9 protein-coding genes and 1 tRNA gene are annotated in these 15,977 nt (G+C 66.8%); 3 read left to right on the top strand and 7 right to left on the bottom strand.

Features of this window, described 5'->3' with window-relative positions; all coding sequences use genetic code 11:
• The first annotated feature begins 96 nt into the window (after positions 1-96).
• Positions 97-1,020 (top strand): TraB/GumN family protein, encoded by a 924-nt coding sequence (locus tag QZ755_RS11370; protein WP_366509175.1) that lies wholly within the window; start codon positions 97-99, stop codon positions 1,018-1,020.
• Positions 1,021-1,271: 251 nt separating this feature from the next.
• Here QZ755_RS11370 and QZ755_RS11365 read toward each other — a convergent pair whose 3' ends face one another.
• The 4 genes from QZ755_RS11365 to QZ755_RS11350 all read right to left on the bottom strand — a co-directional run bounded on the left by QZ755_RS11365 (position 1,272) and on the right by QZ755_RS11350 (position 7,465).
• Positions 1,272-1,655, bottom strand: a complete 384-nt coding sequence (locus QZ755_RS11365; protein ID WP_294322883.1) for a hypothetical protein — start codon at positions 1,653-1,655, stop codon at positions 1,272-1,274.
• Between the two features lie 84 nt (positions 1,656-1,739).
• A complete protein-coding gene (locus tag QZ755_RS11360; protein WP_294322881.1) occupies positions 1,740-2,792 on the bottom strand; it encodes an aldose epimerase family protein in 1,053 nt (350 codons plus the stop codon).
• A gap of 135 nt (positions 2,793-2,927) precedes the next feature.
• The gene (locus tag QZ755_RS11355; protein ID WP_294322880.1) at positions 2,928-5,798 is read right to left on the bottom strand and encodes a TIM-barrel domain-containing protein; all 2,871 of its coding nucleotides are present in this window, start codon (positions 5,796-5,798) and stop codon (positions 2,928-2,930) included.
• On the bottom strand, positions 5,798-7,465 hold the full coding sequence (locus QZ755_RS11350) for a DUF5597 domain-containing protein (RefSeq protein ID WP_294322877.1): 1,668 nt from the start codon (positions 7,463-7,465) through the stop codon (positions 5,798-5,800). The genes QZ755_RS11355 and QZ755_RS11350 overlap by 1 nt, the downstream gene beginning before the upstream one ends.
• 143 nt (positions 7,466-7,608) lie before the next feature.
• On the opposite strand from QZ755_RS11350, the gene QZ755_RS11345 reads away from it, so the two are divergent.
• Complete coding sequence (locus QZ755_RS11345; protein ID WP_294322875.1) at positions 7,609-9,207, top strand: alpha-L-fucosidase; 1,599 nt, start codon at positions 7,609-7,611, stop codon at positions 9,205-9,207.
• Positions 9,208-9,446: 239 nt separating this feature from the next.
• Here the strand turns inward: QZ755_RS11345 and QZ755_RS11340 are convergent, their stop codons facing one another.
• Entirely contained in the window at positions 9,447-14,060 is a 4,614-nt protein-coding gene (locus tag QZ755_RS11340) for an NAD-glutamate dehydrogenase domain-containing protein (protein WP_294322873.1), read from the bottom strand.
• Between the two features lie 101 nt (positions 14,061-14,161).
• On the bottom strand, positions 14,162-15,289 hold the full coding sequence (locus QZ755_RS11335; protein ID WP_294322871.1) for a hypothetical protein: 1,128 nt from the start codon (positions 15,287-15,289) through the stop codon (positions 14,162-14,164).
• Positions 15,290-15,449: 160 nt separating this feature from the next.
• Between QZ755_RS11335 and QZ755_RS11330 the strand changes: the two genes are divergently transcribed.
• Positions 15,450-15,525, top strand: a tRNA-Thr gene (locus QZ755_RS11330).
• Here the strand turns inward: QZ755_RS11330 and QZ755_RS11325 are convergent.
• Positions 15,496-15,977: hypothetical protein (locus QZ755_RS11325; protein ID WP_294322868.1), on the bottom strand; the 482-nt coding region annotated here is incomplete at its 5' end. The genes QZ755_RS11330 and QZ755_RS11325 overlap by 30 nt on opposite strands.

The raw sequence follows: 15,977 nt of genomic DNA, 5'->3' as shown, positions 1-15,977 counted from the left end.
TTCCTGCGTTATCGATGAACGGCAAATTGCCTGTTGCGGCCCCGGTCGCGCTGCTATGACGGAACAACTGCCGGCACCGCCGGCGCCATGGAGACGATGATGTCCTCGATCCTGCTGCGTTTCGCCGCCGCATTCACGTTGATGACCGCCGCGCCCGTCTGGGCACAGACTGCCCCGAAGCCGGCCGCCGCGCCGGCCGAGCTGCCCGCGGGCGAGGCCGATCCCGCGTTGTGGGTGGTCAAGGACAAGGACACGACCATCTATCTGTTCGGGACGATCCACGTCCTGAAGCCCGGCCTGTCGTGGTTCGACCAAGCGGTAAAGACCGCGTTCGACAAGTCGGGGGAAGTCGTGCTGGAAATCCCGATGCCGACGCAGGAACAGGCGCAGGCGGCGGTGATGAAATCGGCGGTGAACGTCACCGGCCCGAAGCTCAGCGAAAAGCTGCCCGCCGCCGAACGTCCCGCCTATGCCAAGGCGGTCGCCGATGCCGGACTGCCGGCCGGCGCACTGGAACAGCTAGACCCGTGGTTCGCTGCGTCCACGCTGACGCTCGTTACGCTGCAGAAGCAGGGCTATGATCCGGCCAGCGGCGCGGAACAGACGATCTCGCAAGCCGCCAAGGCAGCGGGCAAGCCGGTCACCGGCCTCGAAACGCTGGAACAGCAGTTCGGCTTCTTCGATTCGCTGTCCGATGCGGCACAGGTCACCTTCCTGACCGAAACGATCAAGGAACTACCGACCGCCGGCCAGTCGATCGACAAGATGGTCGATCAATGGCGCCGCGGCGATCCCGACGCGCTGGCGGCGACGATGAACGAGGAAATGACCGTTTCCCCCGAATTGAAGCGCGTGCTGCTGACCGACCGCAACGCCCGCTGGGCCAAGTGGATCGAGGAGCGGATGAAGCGCCCCGGCACGGTGTTCGTCGCGGTCGGCGCCGGCCATCTGGCGGGCAGCGGCAGCGTGCAGGACGCCTTGAAGCGCTACAAGCTGCGCGCGACGCGGGTGAAATATTGAGGGGTTCGGCGGGCACCTTCTTCGCGCCCACAGCGTCACCCCAGCGCAGGCTGGGGTCTCCCTGTGATGGCGCGCGGCAGGAGCCGCGAGAGACCCCAGCCTGCGCTGGGGTGACGTGGTTGGTGGGGTAAGAGACGCAATCGACAGGCGCACCCCATTCGCAAAAAGAAACGGCCGGCGGATCGCTCCGCCGGCCGTCAGTCATGTCGAACGATGACGGCCCGGAAGGGAGCCGCCACCGGTAATTCGGATCAGGCGTTGCAGGTCTGCGCACCCTTGCCCGGCTGGGTCAGGGTGATCGACTTCGGCGTGCCGGTCAGGCTGTAGCCGCCCTCGGCGGTCAGCGGCTTGCCCTTTTCGGCAGCCTTCAGGCGGACGGGCATCTCGCCCTGCTTCGCGCGGAAATTGGCCTGGGTGTCGCCTTCGAAGAAGTCGACATAGACGAGGCTGTTGTCCTTGCAGCGGAATGTCACGCTCGCCTTGACGGGCGGCGGCAGTTCGATCGGCGCGCGGTTGGCGAGCTGCGATGCCAGCGGATCGGGCGCGCGGGTGTCGAGCTGTTCCGGCTGCTGCTGACCGCAGGCCGAAAGGGCGAAGGCCGCGGCAGTGGCGGCGAGGAGAAGGGGGTGCTTCATAGGGGGTCGTTCGCAAATGCAACCGATTTCGTCAAGGCGCGTTGTGCGGCGCGCAACATCGTTGCGGCGCTGCAGCCGATACCGCTACCGTACGGAAAAGGCGAACCGCATCGTACTTTCCCACCTCTGTCCGGGGTCCAGCCTGGCCGGGGGGAAGTCGCTGCGGTTGGGTGTGTCGGGCCATGCCTGCGGCTCGAGGCAGACGGCATCGCCCTGTCGGTACAATCGCCCCCCCTTGCCCGCTTGCGCCCCGTTCAGGAAATTGCCGGCATAGAGCTGCAGACCGGGTGCCGTCACCGACAGCGTCATAACCCGTCCCGACGCCGGATCGGCCAGCACCGCCGCCGGGCGCAGCACGCCCGCATCACCACGTACGATGAAGTTGTGGTCGTAACCGCGCCCGATCGCGATCTGGTCGTCGTGCCCGTCGCGCACCCGCGCGCCGATCGCCTGGACTTCGCGGAAATCGAACGGGGTGCCGGCAACCGCGCGCCGCTCCCCGGTCGGGATGGAGGTTGCATCGACGGGCAGGAACTGGTCGGCTTCGATCGTCAGCAGGTGGCGCATCGCCTCCCCCTGCCCGCCCAGGTCGAAAAACGCGTGGTTGGTCAGGTTGACGATCGTCGGCGCATCGCTGGTCGCGGCATAGGCGATGGTCAGCGCCTCCGGCGTCAGGGTATAGGTCGCGCTGGCATGGAGCGTACCGGGATAGCCGGCCTCGCCATCCGGGCTGCTCAGCGTCAAGCGAACCCACGCCGCGTCAGCGTCCTGCCCGACCTCCGCGACATTCCATAGCCGCTGATCGAACCCGTCCGATCCGCCGTGCAGGTGGTTGGGCGCGTTGTTGGTTTCGAGCGTGTAGGTCGTGCCGTCGAGGGTGAACCGGCCATTTGCAATGCGGTTGGCATAGCGGCCGACCGTCACCCCGAACCACGAGGGCCGGTCGCGATAGGATTGCACGTCGTCGAACCCCAGCACGACGTCGGCCACCATGCCGTCGCGGTCGGGCACGCACAGCGACTGGAGCGTCGCGCCCAGCGGCAGGATGCGCGCGGACAGGGCGCCGGCGGTAAGTTCGATCGCCTCGGCGGGTTGGCCGTCCAGCGTACCGAAGGTCACGCGCTCCGCATTCGTCATGCACACTCTCCAACTCGGCCGTCACGACCAGCATCGTACCCCCGCGCAGGCGGGGGTCCAGGGCCAAGCATACCGACCTGTCCGCTGGTGGCCCTGAATCCCCGCCTGCGCGGGGATACGCCGGGGTGACGCCGCTTAACGAACGACCGGTCGCCCCGACAGCGGAACCGTCACCGCCCGCCCGTCATAGACGAACGTCGTCGCCTTGCTATCAGCAAAGTCCGGCGCGACCGCTTTCCCCGGCGTGTGGAAGCGCACCGACATCGCCCGCTGTGCGACCATGCCGGGGAAGCTGCCCTGCCGCGCGCCGATGGTCAGCGTCTTGCTCGTCTCGTTCCACGTCACCGGAATCTGCGCCGACTGGCCCTTGCGATAGCCCTCGGACAGGCCGTCATCCTCGAACAGCGTATAGCTGCCGTCCTTGCCGGTGAAGACGTGCAGCACATACGGCCCATCGGGCTGTTCGGCGGTCGACTGCACCGCCGCACCGGTCGGCACGATCGATCCGGCGCGGACATAGAGCGGCATCATCGCCAGCGGCGCGGCAGCGGTAATCGTCCGCCCGCCCTTCAGATACGCACCAGTGGCGAAGTCGTACCAGTCGGCCCCGGCGGGCAGATAGACCTGCCGGCTGCGCGCGCCGAACTGCGTTACCGGCGCCACCAGGAACGCCGAACCGAACATATATTGGTCGTCGATGCCCCACGTCTTGCGATCGGCGGCGAAGTCCATCACCAGCCCGCGCATCATCGTACCGTCGCGGTGCCAGTTCTCGGCCGCAAGCGACAGGATGTATGGCAGCAGCCGGTAGCGCAGGCGATCGTAATTACCGAGCGCCTGATACAATGCCGGATCGCTGGCACCCAGTTCATAGATTTCGCGGAACGGCGTCTCGCCATGGCTGCGGAACAACGGGCTGAACGCGCCGAACTGGAACCAGCGCAGGTTCAGTTCCTTCCATTCGGCGAGATGCGCCGGGTCCTTCTTGCTGTAGCGATCCTCGACCGCGAAGCCGCCGATATCGTGCGTCCAGTTGGGAATGCCCGACATCGACAGGTTGACCCCGGCCGAAATCTGGTCGCGCAGATCGTCCCAGCGCGATGCGACGTCGCCCGACCACAAGGCGGCACTGGCGCGCTGGATACCGCCATAGCCCGACCGGGTCAGGATGAACGGCCGCACATCGGGCTTGGCCGCGCGCAGGCCATCGGCCACGCCCTCGGCATGGACCAGTGGGTAGCTGTTGAAGAACTCCTGTGCCGGCCCCTCAGCGGTCGGTCCCATCCGGTCCATGCGCTGTTCGATCGACAGGTTCGAATGGATGTCCGGCTCAGTCGCGTCCATCCACCATGCGTCGAAGCCCTTGTCGACCAAGGCCTCCTTCATCTGCCGGAAATAGATCGCGCGCGCTCCGGGAGCGTAGGGATCGTAATCGGTGTTGAGATAGCCCTTGCCGACCCAGTCGCGTTCCTTGGCGATCAGGTTACCCTGATAGAGATAGCCCTTGGCGGCCAGTTCCTGCGCGTTCTTCGTGTTCGGATAGAATTTCGGCCACACCGAAATCATGATCCGCGCGTCGCTGGCGTGGATCTCGTCGACCATCTGCTGCGGCTTGGGGAAGCGTTTCGGATCGAAGCAGTGGCAGCCCCACTGGTCCTCGGGCCAATAGAACCAGTCCTGCACGATATTGTCGATCGGCAGGCCGCGCTTGCGATATTCGCGCACCACGCCCAGCAGTTCGTCCTGCGTGTTGTAGCGCTGGCGGCTCTGCCAGAAGCCGTACGCCCAGCGCGGCATCAGCGCCGCCTTCCCGGTCAGCGCGCGATAGCCGGCGATCACGCCGTCCATATTCTTACCCCCGACATAATAATAATCGAGCGCATGGGCGACGTCCGACGACCACCACAAGGAATGGCGGTCGGCCTGAGGCAGCGGATCGTTCTGGAACAGCGCGATATAGCCGGCATTCGGCTCCCACTCGATCCGCACCTCGGCAGCCTTGCCGGCAGTCATCGGCAGGTCGAAGTTATGGAACCACGGGTTCCAGTTCTGCCGCCAGCGGTTCAGGACCTCCTTGCCGTCGACGAACACCTTCACATAGCTCGACGAATAGAGACGGAATTTCTGAACGCCGGTGACCGATGGCATGACGGTGCCGGTCCACACGACCTTCTGCGTCTGTACCGCATTGCCGGCGGTATTCTGACCGGTGGTCGCGGCGACCGTCTGCGCTTTGGCGGCGGCAGGCCAGTTCGCCTGGTCCTTGATGAACTGATAGTTGATCGTCGGCTCGGTGCGGGTGACGGCCAGCTTGTCGCCCAGATAATATTGCGCCTGCCAGCCGGGCTTGCCGCCCGACATCACCTTCATGCCGTCGCCGACCAGCCGGTATGCCTGCGGATTGCCGAAGCGGGTGATGCCGTTGTTATCCCACAGCACCCCGTAATTCTTCGTCGACACGACGAAGGGGATGCCGATGTCCATATTGTGCTGGGCGAGTTCGACGTCCTCGCCATTATAGTTCATCTGCCGGTTCTGGTGCTGGCCAAGGCCGTAGAACCCTTCGTCCGTCCCGCGATTGAACTGCTGGCGGACAGCCACGAACTTCTCGCCACCGGCGGTCACCGGTACGAAGCCGGCACGCGGCGCTTCCTCCAGCGTCAGCTTGCCCGCCGCATCGCGGAAGCGCACTTGCCCGTCGTTCAGGTCGATCTCGGCCGAACCGCCCGCCGCCTTCACCACCACGACCCCGCGTACTTGGCTGACGGTGAAGTCGCCCGCTGGCTTCGCGGTCACCATCAGGCTGTCGGGCGTGTCGAGCCTGGCATCCGGCACCGCCGTCACGCGGAAACGGTCGGGGCCATAGACCAGCACCCGCACCCGCTTGGCAGGACCCGCATCGGGGGTGATGACCACCCCGCCCGGCACCTTCGCCACATCGGCGGCAAGCGCCGGGAACGAGGCCGACAGGGCCAGCGACAACAGCGTCCAGCGAAGCGTCTTCATCAGCGGTACGTTCCCATGGTCACGCGCAGCAGCATCGGCTGGGCGGTAAAGTTCAATCCATAATCGGTCTGGTCGCCGTTCATCACCCGGCGCGCGCGGAAGCTGCCGTCATCGTTGAGGGTCCCTTCCTCGACCTTGATCAGCATGGCGGTATCGCCCTTCGCCTTGTCGGCGACGTCGAACGACACGCGGACATCGGTGCCGGTCACCAGGAACTGGTCCGGCCCCAGCTGCAGCACGGCGGCCCCGCCGACCGGCTGTGCGGCGGCGGCGGGCGGTTCGGCCTTCAGCCATGGCGAGTCCATCGACCCGAACTGCCATTCGCCATATTTGGCCGACACGCGCCAGCGGCCCATGACCTTGGCCTGTTCCTCCTCCGGCGCACCCTTGGCCGTGCCCCAGCCGGGATGCTGGAACGCCAGCGTCGCCCAGCCGCGCGCCATGGGGTTGAGGAAGCGATATTTGCTGGCGAACGCCTCGATCGTCGCATCGTCCAGCGTCACTGCGCCCAGCGGATGGTTGTAGTAGCCGGTCGCATCCATGCCGAACGGTGCCCAGCCGATACCGCCATGCCCGATCGTCGGCCACAGGAAGCGTGCGAAATCGGCGGCGTTGCCGGTTTCGGGCACCAGCAGCGGATTGTCGGGCCGGCTATAATGGTCGAGGAACTTCAGATAATCCTTGGCGCTGCGGGTATAGAGGTCGGGCGCGACCGCATCGATGTTGGGCGCCGCTGCCTTCCACACGTCGATCACCTGCCAGTCGGGACCGCCGCTCGCGCCGCCCGATTTGCCGGGCGGGGCGAAGGGGCCGCCGACCGCCGCGTTGACGTACATCGGCAGCTTCCACACCGCCTTCCCCGCAGCGGCGATCCGGTCGATATAGCGCGCGGTGTACCACGCGTTGAACGCCGGTTCGGCATTGTCGCCATAGACCGCGGTCCAGCTGCCGCGCTTACCGGTCGCCTTCGCCAGTTCGGGCGGCACGTCACCGGCGAACAACCGGTTCGCCTCGGGCGAGTAATCCCGCGCCTGTTGGTACACGCCGGTTTCGTTCTCCGGCTGGACCATGATGACATTGTGGTCGGGGTCGTGGTCCTTCAGGTAACGCATCAGCGCGACGAACGCCTTCTTGTCCGCCTCGAACGTCGCCTGCCCATGCGGCGACAGTGCATAATGCGTCTTGCCTTCCTTGGTCCGCATCCGGGGAAAACGGGCATTGTTCGTCTTGACCCAGGCGGGGACATAGCCCGGCGACGTGTTCTTCCACGTGCCGAACCACAGCAGCACCAGCTTCACGCCGTGTTGGCGGGCCTGCGGCAGCAGCGCGTCGAGATAGCTGAAGTCGAACTTGCCCTCGACCGGTTCGATCTGTTCCCACGCGACCGGGATTTCTAGCGTGTTGGCATGGAGCCGTTCGACCATCGGCCACACCTGCGGCAGCATGTCGGGATAGTTGCTGGAGTTGTTCGCCTGCACGCCCAGCATCAGGAACGGCCGCCCGTCGACCAGCAGCGCGTGGCGACCATCCTTGCGGACCAGCAGGGGCGCATCGCCCGGCTTCGCGATGGCGACCGGACCGGCGATCATCGCCAGCGCCGCCCCCGCCATCGCCCATTTGCGCCACGCCGCCATATCGCCCTCTCCCGCCTCACCCTCGATCGCCATTCATGGTCTCGGTTGTCCGGAACCCGACAGCGTTGTCACGCCTCTTTACGCAGGATTTCTATGTCATACAATTGGTTCTTAGCGCTATCATGGCGCGACGCGGATCGGAACAGCCGGCCGCGGCTTTCGGAAGAGGATGGTCCATGGAACGACGCCAATTCCTGCGCGGCACCGCCGCCCTTGCCGCCGCCGGGCCGGTCGCGGCACAGGCCGCACCGCTTGCGCCCAACTGGTCGTCGCTGGCCGATGGCTATGCCGTGCCCGACTGGTTCCGGGATGCGAAATTCGGCATCTGGGCGCATTGGGGGCCGCAATGCGTGCCGGAGGCCGGCGACTGGTATGCCCGGCAGATGTATGAACAGGGGCGCGGGCCGTACGACCTGCACATCCAGAAATATGGCCACCCGGCCGATACCGGCTTCATGGACATCATCGGCACGTGGCGCGCCGAACGCTGGGACCCGGCGGCGCTGGTCAGGCGCTACAAGGATGCGGGCGCGCGCTACTTCGTCGGCATGGCGTGCCATCACGACAATTTCGACCTGTTCGACAGCCCGCACCCCTGGAACAGCACCCGCGTCGGCCCGAAGCGCGACCTGATCGCCGGCTGGCGCGACGCGGCGCGGGCGGAGGGGCTGCGCTTCGGCGTCAGCAACCATTCGAGCCATGCGTGGCATTGGTATCAGGTCGCGTATAACTATGATCCCGAAGGACCGCGTGCCGGGCAGCGCTATGACGCAGCGCGACGGACCAAAGCGGACGGTGCCGGCAAATGGTGGGACGGCCTCGACCCGCAGGACCTCTATACCGGCGAGACGCTGGCCGCGCCCGATGGCTTCACGACGAAGGCGCAGATGGACGCGTGGGCGGGCGCGACCAGCGGGCGATGGATGGAATTCGCGCCCGCCGCCAATCCGCGCTTCGTGACCAACTGGCTGGCGCGGCAAAAGGCGCTGGTCGAGCGCTACGACCCCGATCTCGTCTATTTCGATGACTTCGGCGTGCCGTTCGGACCCGTAGGGCTGGAGGCGATCGCCCATTTCTACAACCATGCGGCGGCACGCACCGGTCGCGCCGACGTGGTGTTGACCGCCAAGCAACTGACCGCGTTCCAGCGGCAGGCATTGGTCGAGGATATCGAACGTGGCTTTTCCGACCGGCTGCGCGCCGAGCCGTGGCAGACCTGCACCTGCATCGGCGAATGGCATTACAACCGACGGCGGTTCGAGGAGAAATCCTATGTGCCCGCCCGCGCGGTGTTGCAGCGGCTGGCCGACATCGTGTCGAAGAACGGCAACCTGCTGCTGTCGGTGCCGGTGCGTGGCGACGGGTCGATCGACAGCGAGGAGGAACGCATCGTCGACCAGATCGGCGCGTGGCTACGGGTCAACGGATCGGCGATCTACGGCACGCGGCCGTGGCGGATGTTCGGCGAAGGACCGACCGACCTGGCCGGCGGCATGTTCAACGAAGGGCAGGTCGCGAAGCTCGGCGCGCGTGACGTGCGGTTCACGACGGAGGGAGGCGCGCTCAACGCGATTTTCCTCGGCTGGCCCGATGCGCCGGTGACGATCGCCGCGCTGGGTGACCGGGCGGCGGGGCGGATCGAGCGGGCGACGCTGCTAGGGGGCGGTAGCGTCGAGATGCAGCGTAGCGATGCCGGGCTGACGCTGTCGTTGCCGCCGGCGCCCGCCGGGGCGATGCTGCCCGTGGTGCGGTTGGAGGGGGCGGGGTTGGTGTAACTCAGAAGCCGTACCCCGGCGAAGGCCGGGGTCCAGTTAGGAGCCGCTCGCGAAATGCGGAAGGACCGGCGTAACTGGACCCCGGCCTCCGCCGGGGTACGGGCTATGGGGAGATCCGTCTCCACTCCAAAGCCCGTATCCCCGCGCACGCGGGGATACGGGCTTTGCGAGCGTCCATTATTGCCTCTTCGTTGGCATGGCCCACCACCTGCGCGGGGATACGCCGTGTAGCGTGAGCCTTACCGCGCCAGCAGCACCCGCGCCTGTCCGGCGATCTGCGCCAGCATCGCCGCACTCGCCACCGGCGCCTGCCGGGCGCGGTGGACCAGTGCGGCGAACTGCGCCACGCGGTCGCGGTTCGCCTCCAGCCACTTCTCCACCGCCGCCTGCGGGTCCTTGCCAGCGTTGCGGTTCAGGAAATCGAAGCGCAGCTGCTGGAAATCGCGTGCCAAGCCGGCGATCAGCAACCGCTCCCACGGATCGCCGGTCTGGATGCGCGCCGCCACCGCCTGCGCCCAGTCCAGCCCCAGCGCGAAGCCGAGATGGGTGAACGCCAGCGTCAGCTTCGTCTCGTCCAGCTTCAACCGCCGGCCGAGATCGGCGAGGCCGACCGCGCCGTCCAGTTCGAACAGGCGCACGACCTGTCCGGCCAGTTCCTGCGGCGCACCGGCATCCTGCAGCACCCCGGCGATCCGGTCACGCTGCTGCGCCGCTTCGGCCCGCAGCAACGAGCTGGTCTGCCCGGCCAGGCTCGCCACCCCCTTTTGCAGATGCGCGACGGCATGGGCCGGAGTGGTCCCGGCCGGGAAGGCGCGCAACAGATCGGCGATCTGCGAACGCACGCCGACCGCAACCTCGTCGAGCAACGCGATGCGCGCGCGTTCCGAAATATCGGCGCCCTCGATCCGGTCGTACAGCGCATCGATGTCGAACAGCCGTTCCGCCGCGACGAACATCGCCGCGATATCGGCCAGCGCCTCGCCCTCTTCCTCCGCCAGTTCGAAGACGTGCAGCACGCCCAGCCGGTTGACGATGCGGTTGGCGAGCTTCGTCGCGATGATTTCCCCGCGCAGCCGGTGGTCGAGGATCGCCTGGCGTTGCGTCTCCTGCATCTCCCTGGGGAAGGCCGCCAGCAGGTCGCCCGCCATATCCGCATCGGTCGCGATGGGGGCGTGTTCGATCGCCTCCTGCAACGCCAGCTTCACGCTGGCCAGCAGCACCGCCAGTTCGGGCCGGGTAAGGCCCCGCCCGTCCTGCGCACGGCGCACATAGTCGTCATTGGCGCTCAGGCCTTCGACCACCCGGTCCAGCTTGCCGGCGGACTCCAGCATCTCGATCACGCGGACATAGCTTGGCACCGCGACCGGTCCGTCATTCTCCATCACCGACAGCGCGAGGGTCTGGAGCCGGTTATCCTCCAGCACCAGATGCGCGACATCGTCGGTCATCCGCGCCAGCAGCGCGTTGCGATCGTCGATCGCCAGCCGCCCCTCGATCACCTCGCGGTTCAGCGCGATCTTGATGTTCACTTCGTTGTCCGAACAATCGACGCCGGCCGAATTGTCGATGAAGTCGGTGTTGATCCGTCCGCCATGGGCGCTGAACGCGATGCGCGCGGCCTGGGTCACGCCAAGGTTCGCGCCCTCGCCGATCGCCTTCGCGCGCAGCGTCTGTGCGTCCACCCGGATGCGGTCGTTGGCCGGATCGCCGACATCCAGATGGCTTTCGGTCCGGTCCTTCACATAGGTGCCGATACCGCCGAACCAGATCAGGTCGACCGGCGCGCGCAGGATGGCCGAAATCAGCGCGGTCGGCTCCATCTCGGTTTCGCTCACCCCCAGCATCGCGCGGACCGGTTCGCTCAAGGGGATGGTCTTGGCCGTGCGCGGGAACACGCCACCGCCTGCCGAAATCAGCGTCGGGTCGTAATCGGCCCAGCTCGAGCGCGGCAGTTGGAACAGCCGATCCCGCTCGGTCCAGCTCGCCGCCGCATCGGGGTTGGGGTCGAGGAAGATGTGGCGATGGTCGAACGCCGCCTTCAGCCGGATCGCCTTCGACAACAACATCCCGTTGCCGAATACGTCGCCCGACATGTCGCCGCACCCGACGACATCGATCGACTGCGTTTGCACGTCGACGCCCATCTCGAGGAAATGGCGCTGTACCGAAATCCACGCGCCCTTGGCGGTGATGCCCATCGCCTTATGGTCGTAGCCGACGCTACCGCCGGAGGCGAACGCGTCGCCCAGCCAGAATTTGCGCTCCAGCGCCAGCGCGTTGGCGACGTCGCTGAACGTCGCCGTGCCCTTGTCGGCGGCGACCACGAAATAGGGGTCCTCGCCATCATGGATCACGACGCCGGTCGGATGGACGACCTTGCCATCGACGATATTGTCGGTGATCGACAGCAGCGAGCGGATGAAGATGCGGTAGCTCTCTGTCCCCTCGGCCAGCCACGCGTCGCGGTTCGACGGCGCGGGCAGTTGCTTGGGGTAGAAACCGCCCTTCGCGCCCGTCGGGACGATCACTGCGTTCTTGACGCGCTGCGCCTTCATCAGCCCCAGGATTTCGGTCCGGAAATCGTCGCGCCGGTCGGACCAGCGCAGGCCGCCGCGCGCCACCGGGCCGGCGCGCAGGTGAATGCCCTCGACCCGTGGCGAATAGACGAACACCTCGCGCCACGGCAGCGGCTTCGGCAGGCCCGGCACCTTGGCGCTATCCATCTTGAACGCCAGCGCCTCCTGCGCGGCAGGCGCAAAGGCGTTGGTGCGCAGCGTGGCGGCCACCACCCCGCGATAGCTGCGCAGGATACGGTCGTCGTCGATCGCCGACACGGCATCGAGGCCCGCCTCAATCGCCGCATCGGCGGCGGCCACGCCTGCCTCACGGTCCCCACGCGCCGGATCGTGCGCGGCATTGAACCGCTCGATCAGCGCGGTCGCGACGCCCGGTGCGCGGCGCAACGCGTCGACCACAGTGACCAGGCTGTAGCTCAGCCCCGTCTGCCGCAGATAGCGGAACCATGCGCGCAGCAGCACGACGGCGGCGGGCGCAATGCCGGCCTCGACGGTCAGGCGGTTGAACGCATCGTTTTCCGCACGGTTTTCCAGCACTGCCTCGATCGCGCGCTCGACGACCCCCACGTCGAACTTCGGCGCGGCGCCCGATGCGACCGCGACCTCGAAGTCATGAATGAAGCTCTTCTCGTCATCCTCCAGCCGGGTCGGCAGTTCCTCGACCACGCGGAAGCCGAAATGCTCGAACACCGGCACCGCGTCCGACAGCGCCAGCGCACCGCCGCGGCGATAGACCTTGATCCGCATCCGGTCGCCGTCGCCCGGCAGGATGCGGACCGACCGCGACGTCGCATCGGTCAGCGCCGCGACACGCACGATGTCGCGCGCCGCTTCCTCGGGCTGGTTCGAATTGCGGTAATTGGCGGGAAAGGCGTTGGCGAAGCGCAGCGCCATCCGCGTCGCCCCCTCGGGCACCATCTCCGCCAGCGCGCCTTCGACCGCCGGGCGCCAGCCGCGCACCATGCGTTCGATCCGCCGGTCGAGATCGGCGGTGTCGGGCATCCGACCGTCCTGCCGCAGGTCGAGGACGTAGCGGATCAACGCAGCCTCGCCATCCTCCATCGCGATCGACCAGTTCAGGATCGACGCGTTCGCCGCCTGCGCCAGCATGTCGCCGATCGACAGGCGGCGCTGCGTCGTCACGTCGTCGCGACCCAGCCAGACGAACGCGAACAGGTGCCGGCCCAGCGCCGACTTGATGAGGACCAGCCGCGAACGCGGACGGTCGGCGACCGACATCGCGGTCAGCGCCAATTGCTCCAGCGATTCGGGATTGAACGCGGTCGTCAAATCATGGGGCAGTGTCGAAATGGCGTGGTTCAGCGCCTTGCCGGCATGGCCCGACGGATCGAACCCGAATTTGGTGCGCAGCGCGGCCAGATTGCGGCGCAGGACCGGCACCTCGGCCGGATCGGCCTGCAACGCGGCGCTGGTCCACAATCCGCCATGGATCGACACGCCGGTCACCGTGTCGCCCTCCCGAAGCGGCACCAGGACCAGGTCGACCGGCGCGCGGCGATGGACCGTCGAAATGCAGTTGGACTTCAGCAGCAGCGGCTGGACATTGCCGGCATCGAACCATTCGATCGCCCGCTGGCGCGACGCATCGGCCAGCAGCGGCACCTCCAGCCGCGCGCGCGACAGACCCAACCGGTCGCCGATCACGCCGTCGCGCGACCATTTCTCATGCGCCAGCTGCGTGAAATTGCCGGCGACGAACCAGTTCAGCAGCGCCGCATCCTCGGCGGTATCGGCATTCGCGGTCAACCGTGCGGCATCGGCCTGCATCGCAGCCTGCATCGCCCGCCAATCGGTGACGGCCGCGCGGACATGCTCCAGATTGCGTTCGATCTCGGCGACCAGCGCGTGGCGGACGCGCGCCTCGGCCCGCTCCATCTCGATATAGATCATCGATTCGCGACGACCTTCGCCGGCAAGCCCGGTCAGCGTACCGGCGGCATCGCGGGTCACTGCGATCACCGGGTGCAGGATGCGGTCGATCGCGATGTCATGGGCGACGATCGTGCTGCCGATCGAATCGACCAGGAACGGCATGTCGTCGTTGATCACCGCCAGCCGCATCCGCCGCTGGTCGCCCCGGCTCAGCGTTTCCAGCGCGACGCTGACCGTGCCGGGCGAACGATGCGCGGCGGTCGCCGCCACGAACTGCGCGGCATCGGCGCGCCCGGCGGCGTCCAGACCTTCGATTTCGCCGGGAAGGGCGCTGTCGACCAGCAGCGTTTCCAGGGGGCGGGCGAGCTTGCTTTGCGGTGTCATGCGCGGGCTATGCGCTGCCTCGCCGACAGGCTCAACCCCTGTGGCACTTGCGAACAAAATGTCGCAGTGCGGTAATTATATTACGATGAAGCAGGCAGGCTCTACGCCCCCAACTGGTCGCGCGCAGCGGCGATCTGCGCCGGATCCGCATCGACCCGGCCCACTATCTCGACCGACCCGGCGTCGACCGCGCGCGCCAGCAACAGGACATAGCCCTCGTCGCCCGGCGCCACCGGCACGACGATGGCAGGCGCCGCCGCCGGTCGGCCCGCAGTACGTTCGATCCAGTCGCACAACTCCCCCTCGCCCACCCCGGCCCGGTGTGCGCGCGCCAGCAGGCGGGCATGGCCGTCCTTCATCTCACTAAAGGTCAGCCGCACCAGCGCATCGATCGGCGCGCGGGGATCGACGGTCAGGCCGGCACCGACCAGCATCGTGGCATAGCCCGCCGAGTCGCGCTCGCTCGACAGCAGGAAATCATAGGCGGCGGCCAGTGCGGCCTGCGTCGCCGGCGACGAATCGCTCGTACCGCGCGCGACCTCGACCTGGCGGCGAACCTCGACCAGCCGCTCGGCCAGCGACGGTGCGATCGCCGGTTCGGACAGCCCCGCGCTGGGACCATCGGCCCAGGCCGCTGCGGGCAGCGTCCGGCGCGGTGCGGCACGGCGCGATTCGGCCAGTTCGGCGGTCAGCTGCGACTGGGTGGCGGTGTCGACCACCTCCTTCCAGTTGATGACGCCGTACAGATAGTCGATCGTGTCGCCGTCCGACGAAAACGGCATCAGGATGCCGCGATACAGCATCGGGAACCCGCGATGGCCGACGAACTCCGCCTCGAACCCGATCGGGGCGCGATTGGCGATGATCTGCATATAATGGTCGGTCAATCGCGACAGCAGCGACCGTGGCGGTACCTGGCTCAGCCGCACGATCGACGAATCGGTGCCGCTTTCCTCGCGCAGCGCGTGGCCCAGAAAGCGGATCACGCCGTCATTGTGCCCATCGGTGAAATCCAGCAGCACGCTGTTCGGGCCGAAATCGGCGATTCCCGCCGGGTCCAGCGCATCGATCAGGGGGCACGGACGCCCGGCCAGCAGCGACACCCAGTGGTTATAGGCGCGGACATGCATCCGCCGCTCGTCGGTTCCCACGACCAACACGTCGCCGCCGACGCCTTCGCGATCGTCGTCACCGCCCGGTTGTTCGTTCGGTCCGCGCACGATGTCCATATTCCGTCCCCATGGGCGGTCTGCCCGATTGGGTCGGGTTGTGAACCTACCGGAGTAAACGTCCGGTAAAACGGGCGCATGACGACGGAAAACGCAAATCCCCTTGCCACCCGCCCCACCCGCTGGTAAGCGCGCGCCTCCAGACGGCATTCCGTCCAGGGCCGCTTTAGCTCAGTTGGTAGAGCATCGCATTCGTAATGCGGGGGTCACAGGTTCGAGTCCTGTAAGCGGCACCACTCCCGGTCAAAGATGGGCACCGTGCCCTCTTTGACGGGAAGTCCAACAGCAAGGCCGTTTTCCAGCGCCGACAATGGACCTGAGATGATGATCTCGCTCGGTCCAACCCTAACCTCTGCAACGAACATCCGCAGATAGGCCGAGCGTAAGCTGTTGTCCTCGCCGCGAAGCTTATCTCGCAGCATATCGCCGAAGCGGTCGACGGTTCGTTCGTCGATCTTCCGCTTACCCCTGGCTAACTGGGCCTCAAGAATGTCGATGCGGCTGATCACACCCGCCAATGCCGTCCGGTTTATTGCCATCCGCTCAGCGAACGCCGGATCGCGCGGACTCATGGTGCCCTGCTCAATAAGGATCAGCAGATTTTTGGTGGCGCTTTCGAGCCGGGTTCGCTCGGCACGGGCGCGAGCCAGTTCTACCTCGCGTTCTTCCGTCCGCGCCTGTGACACGT

It is taken from the genome of uncultured Sphingomonas sp. (genome assembly GCF_913776855.1).
Taxonomy (GTDB): Bacteria; Pseudomonadota; Alphaproteobacteria; order Sphingomonadales; family Sphingomonadaceae; genus Sphingomonas.
Note: the sequence above shows the minus strand (reverse complement) of the source record. Positions and strands in the feature narration are given on the sequence as shown.

What these genes read in the sequence shown, in the direction of transcription:
- QZ755_RS11370 (WP_366509175.1), top strand. Translation starts at nt 97, where the DNA reads ATGATGTCCTCGATCCTGCTGCGTTTCGCCGCCGCATTCACGTTGATG.
- QZ755_RS11365 (WP_294322883.1), bottom strand. Translation starts at nt 1,655, where the DNA reads ATGAAGCACCCCCTTCTCCTCGCCGCCACTGCCGCGGCCTTCGCCCTT.
- QZ755_RS11360 (WP_294322881.1), bottom strand. Translation starts at nt 2,792, where the DNA reads ATGACGAATGCGGAGCGCGTGACCTTCGGTACGCTGGACGGCCAACCC.
- QZ755_RS11355 (WP_294322880.1), bottom strand. Translation starts at nt 5,798, where the DNA reads ATGAAGACGCTTCGCTGGACGCTGTTGTCGCTGGCCCTGTCGGCCTCG.
- QZ755_RS11350 (WP_294322877.1), bottom strand. Translation starts at nt 7,465, where the DNA reads ATGGCGATCGAGGGTGAGGCGGGAGAGGGCGATATGGCGGCGTGGCGC.
- QZ755_RS11345 (WP_294322875.1), top strand. Translation starts at nt 7,609, where the DNA reads ATGGAACGACGCCAATTCCTGCGCGGCACCGCCGCCCTTGCCGCCGCC.
- QZ755_RS11340 (WP_294322873.1), bottom strand. Translation starts at nt 14,060, where the DNA reads ATGACACCGCAAAGCAAGCTCGCCCGCCCCCTGGAAACGCTGCTGGTC.
- QZ755_RS11335 (WP_294322871.1), bottom strand. Translation starts at nt 15,289, where the DNA reads ATGGACATCGTGCGCGGACCGAACGAACAACCGGGCGGTGACGACGAT.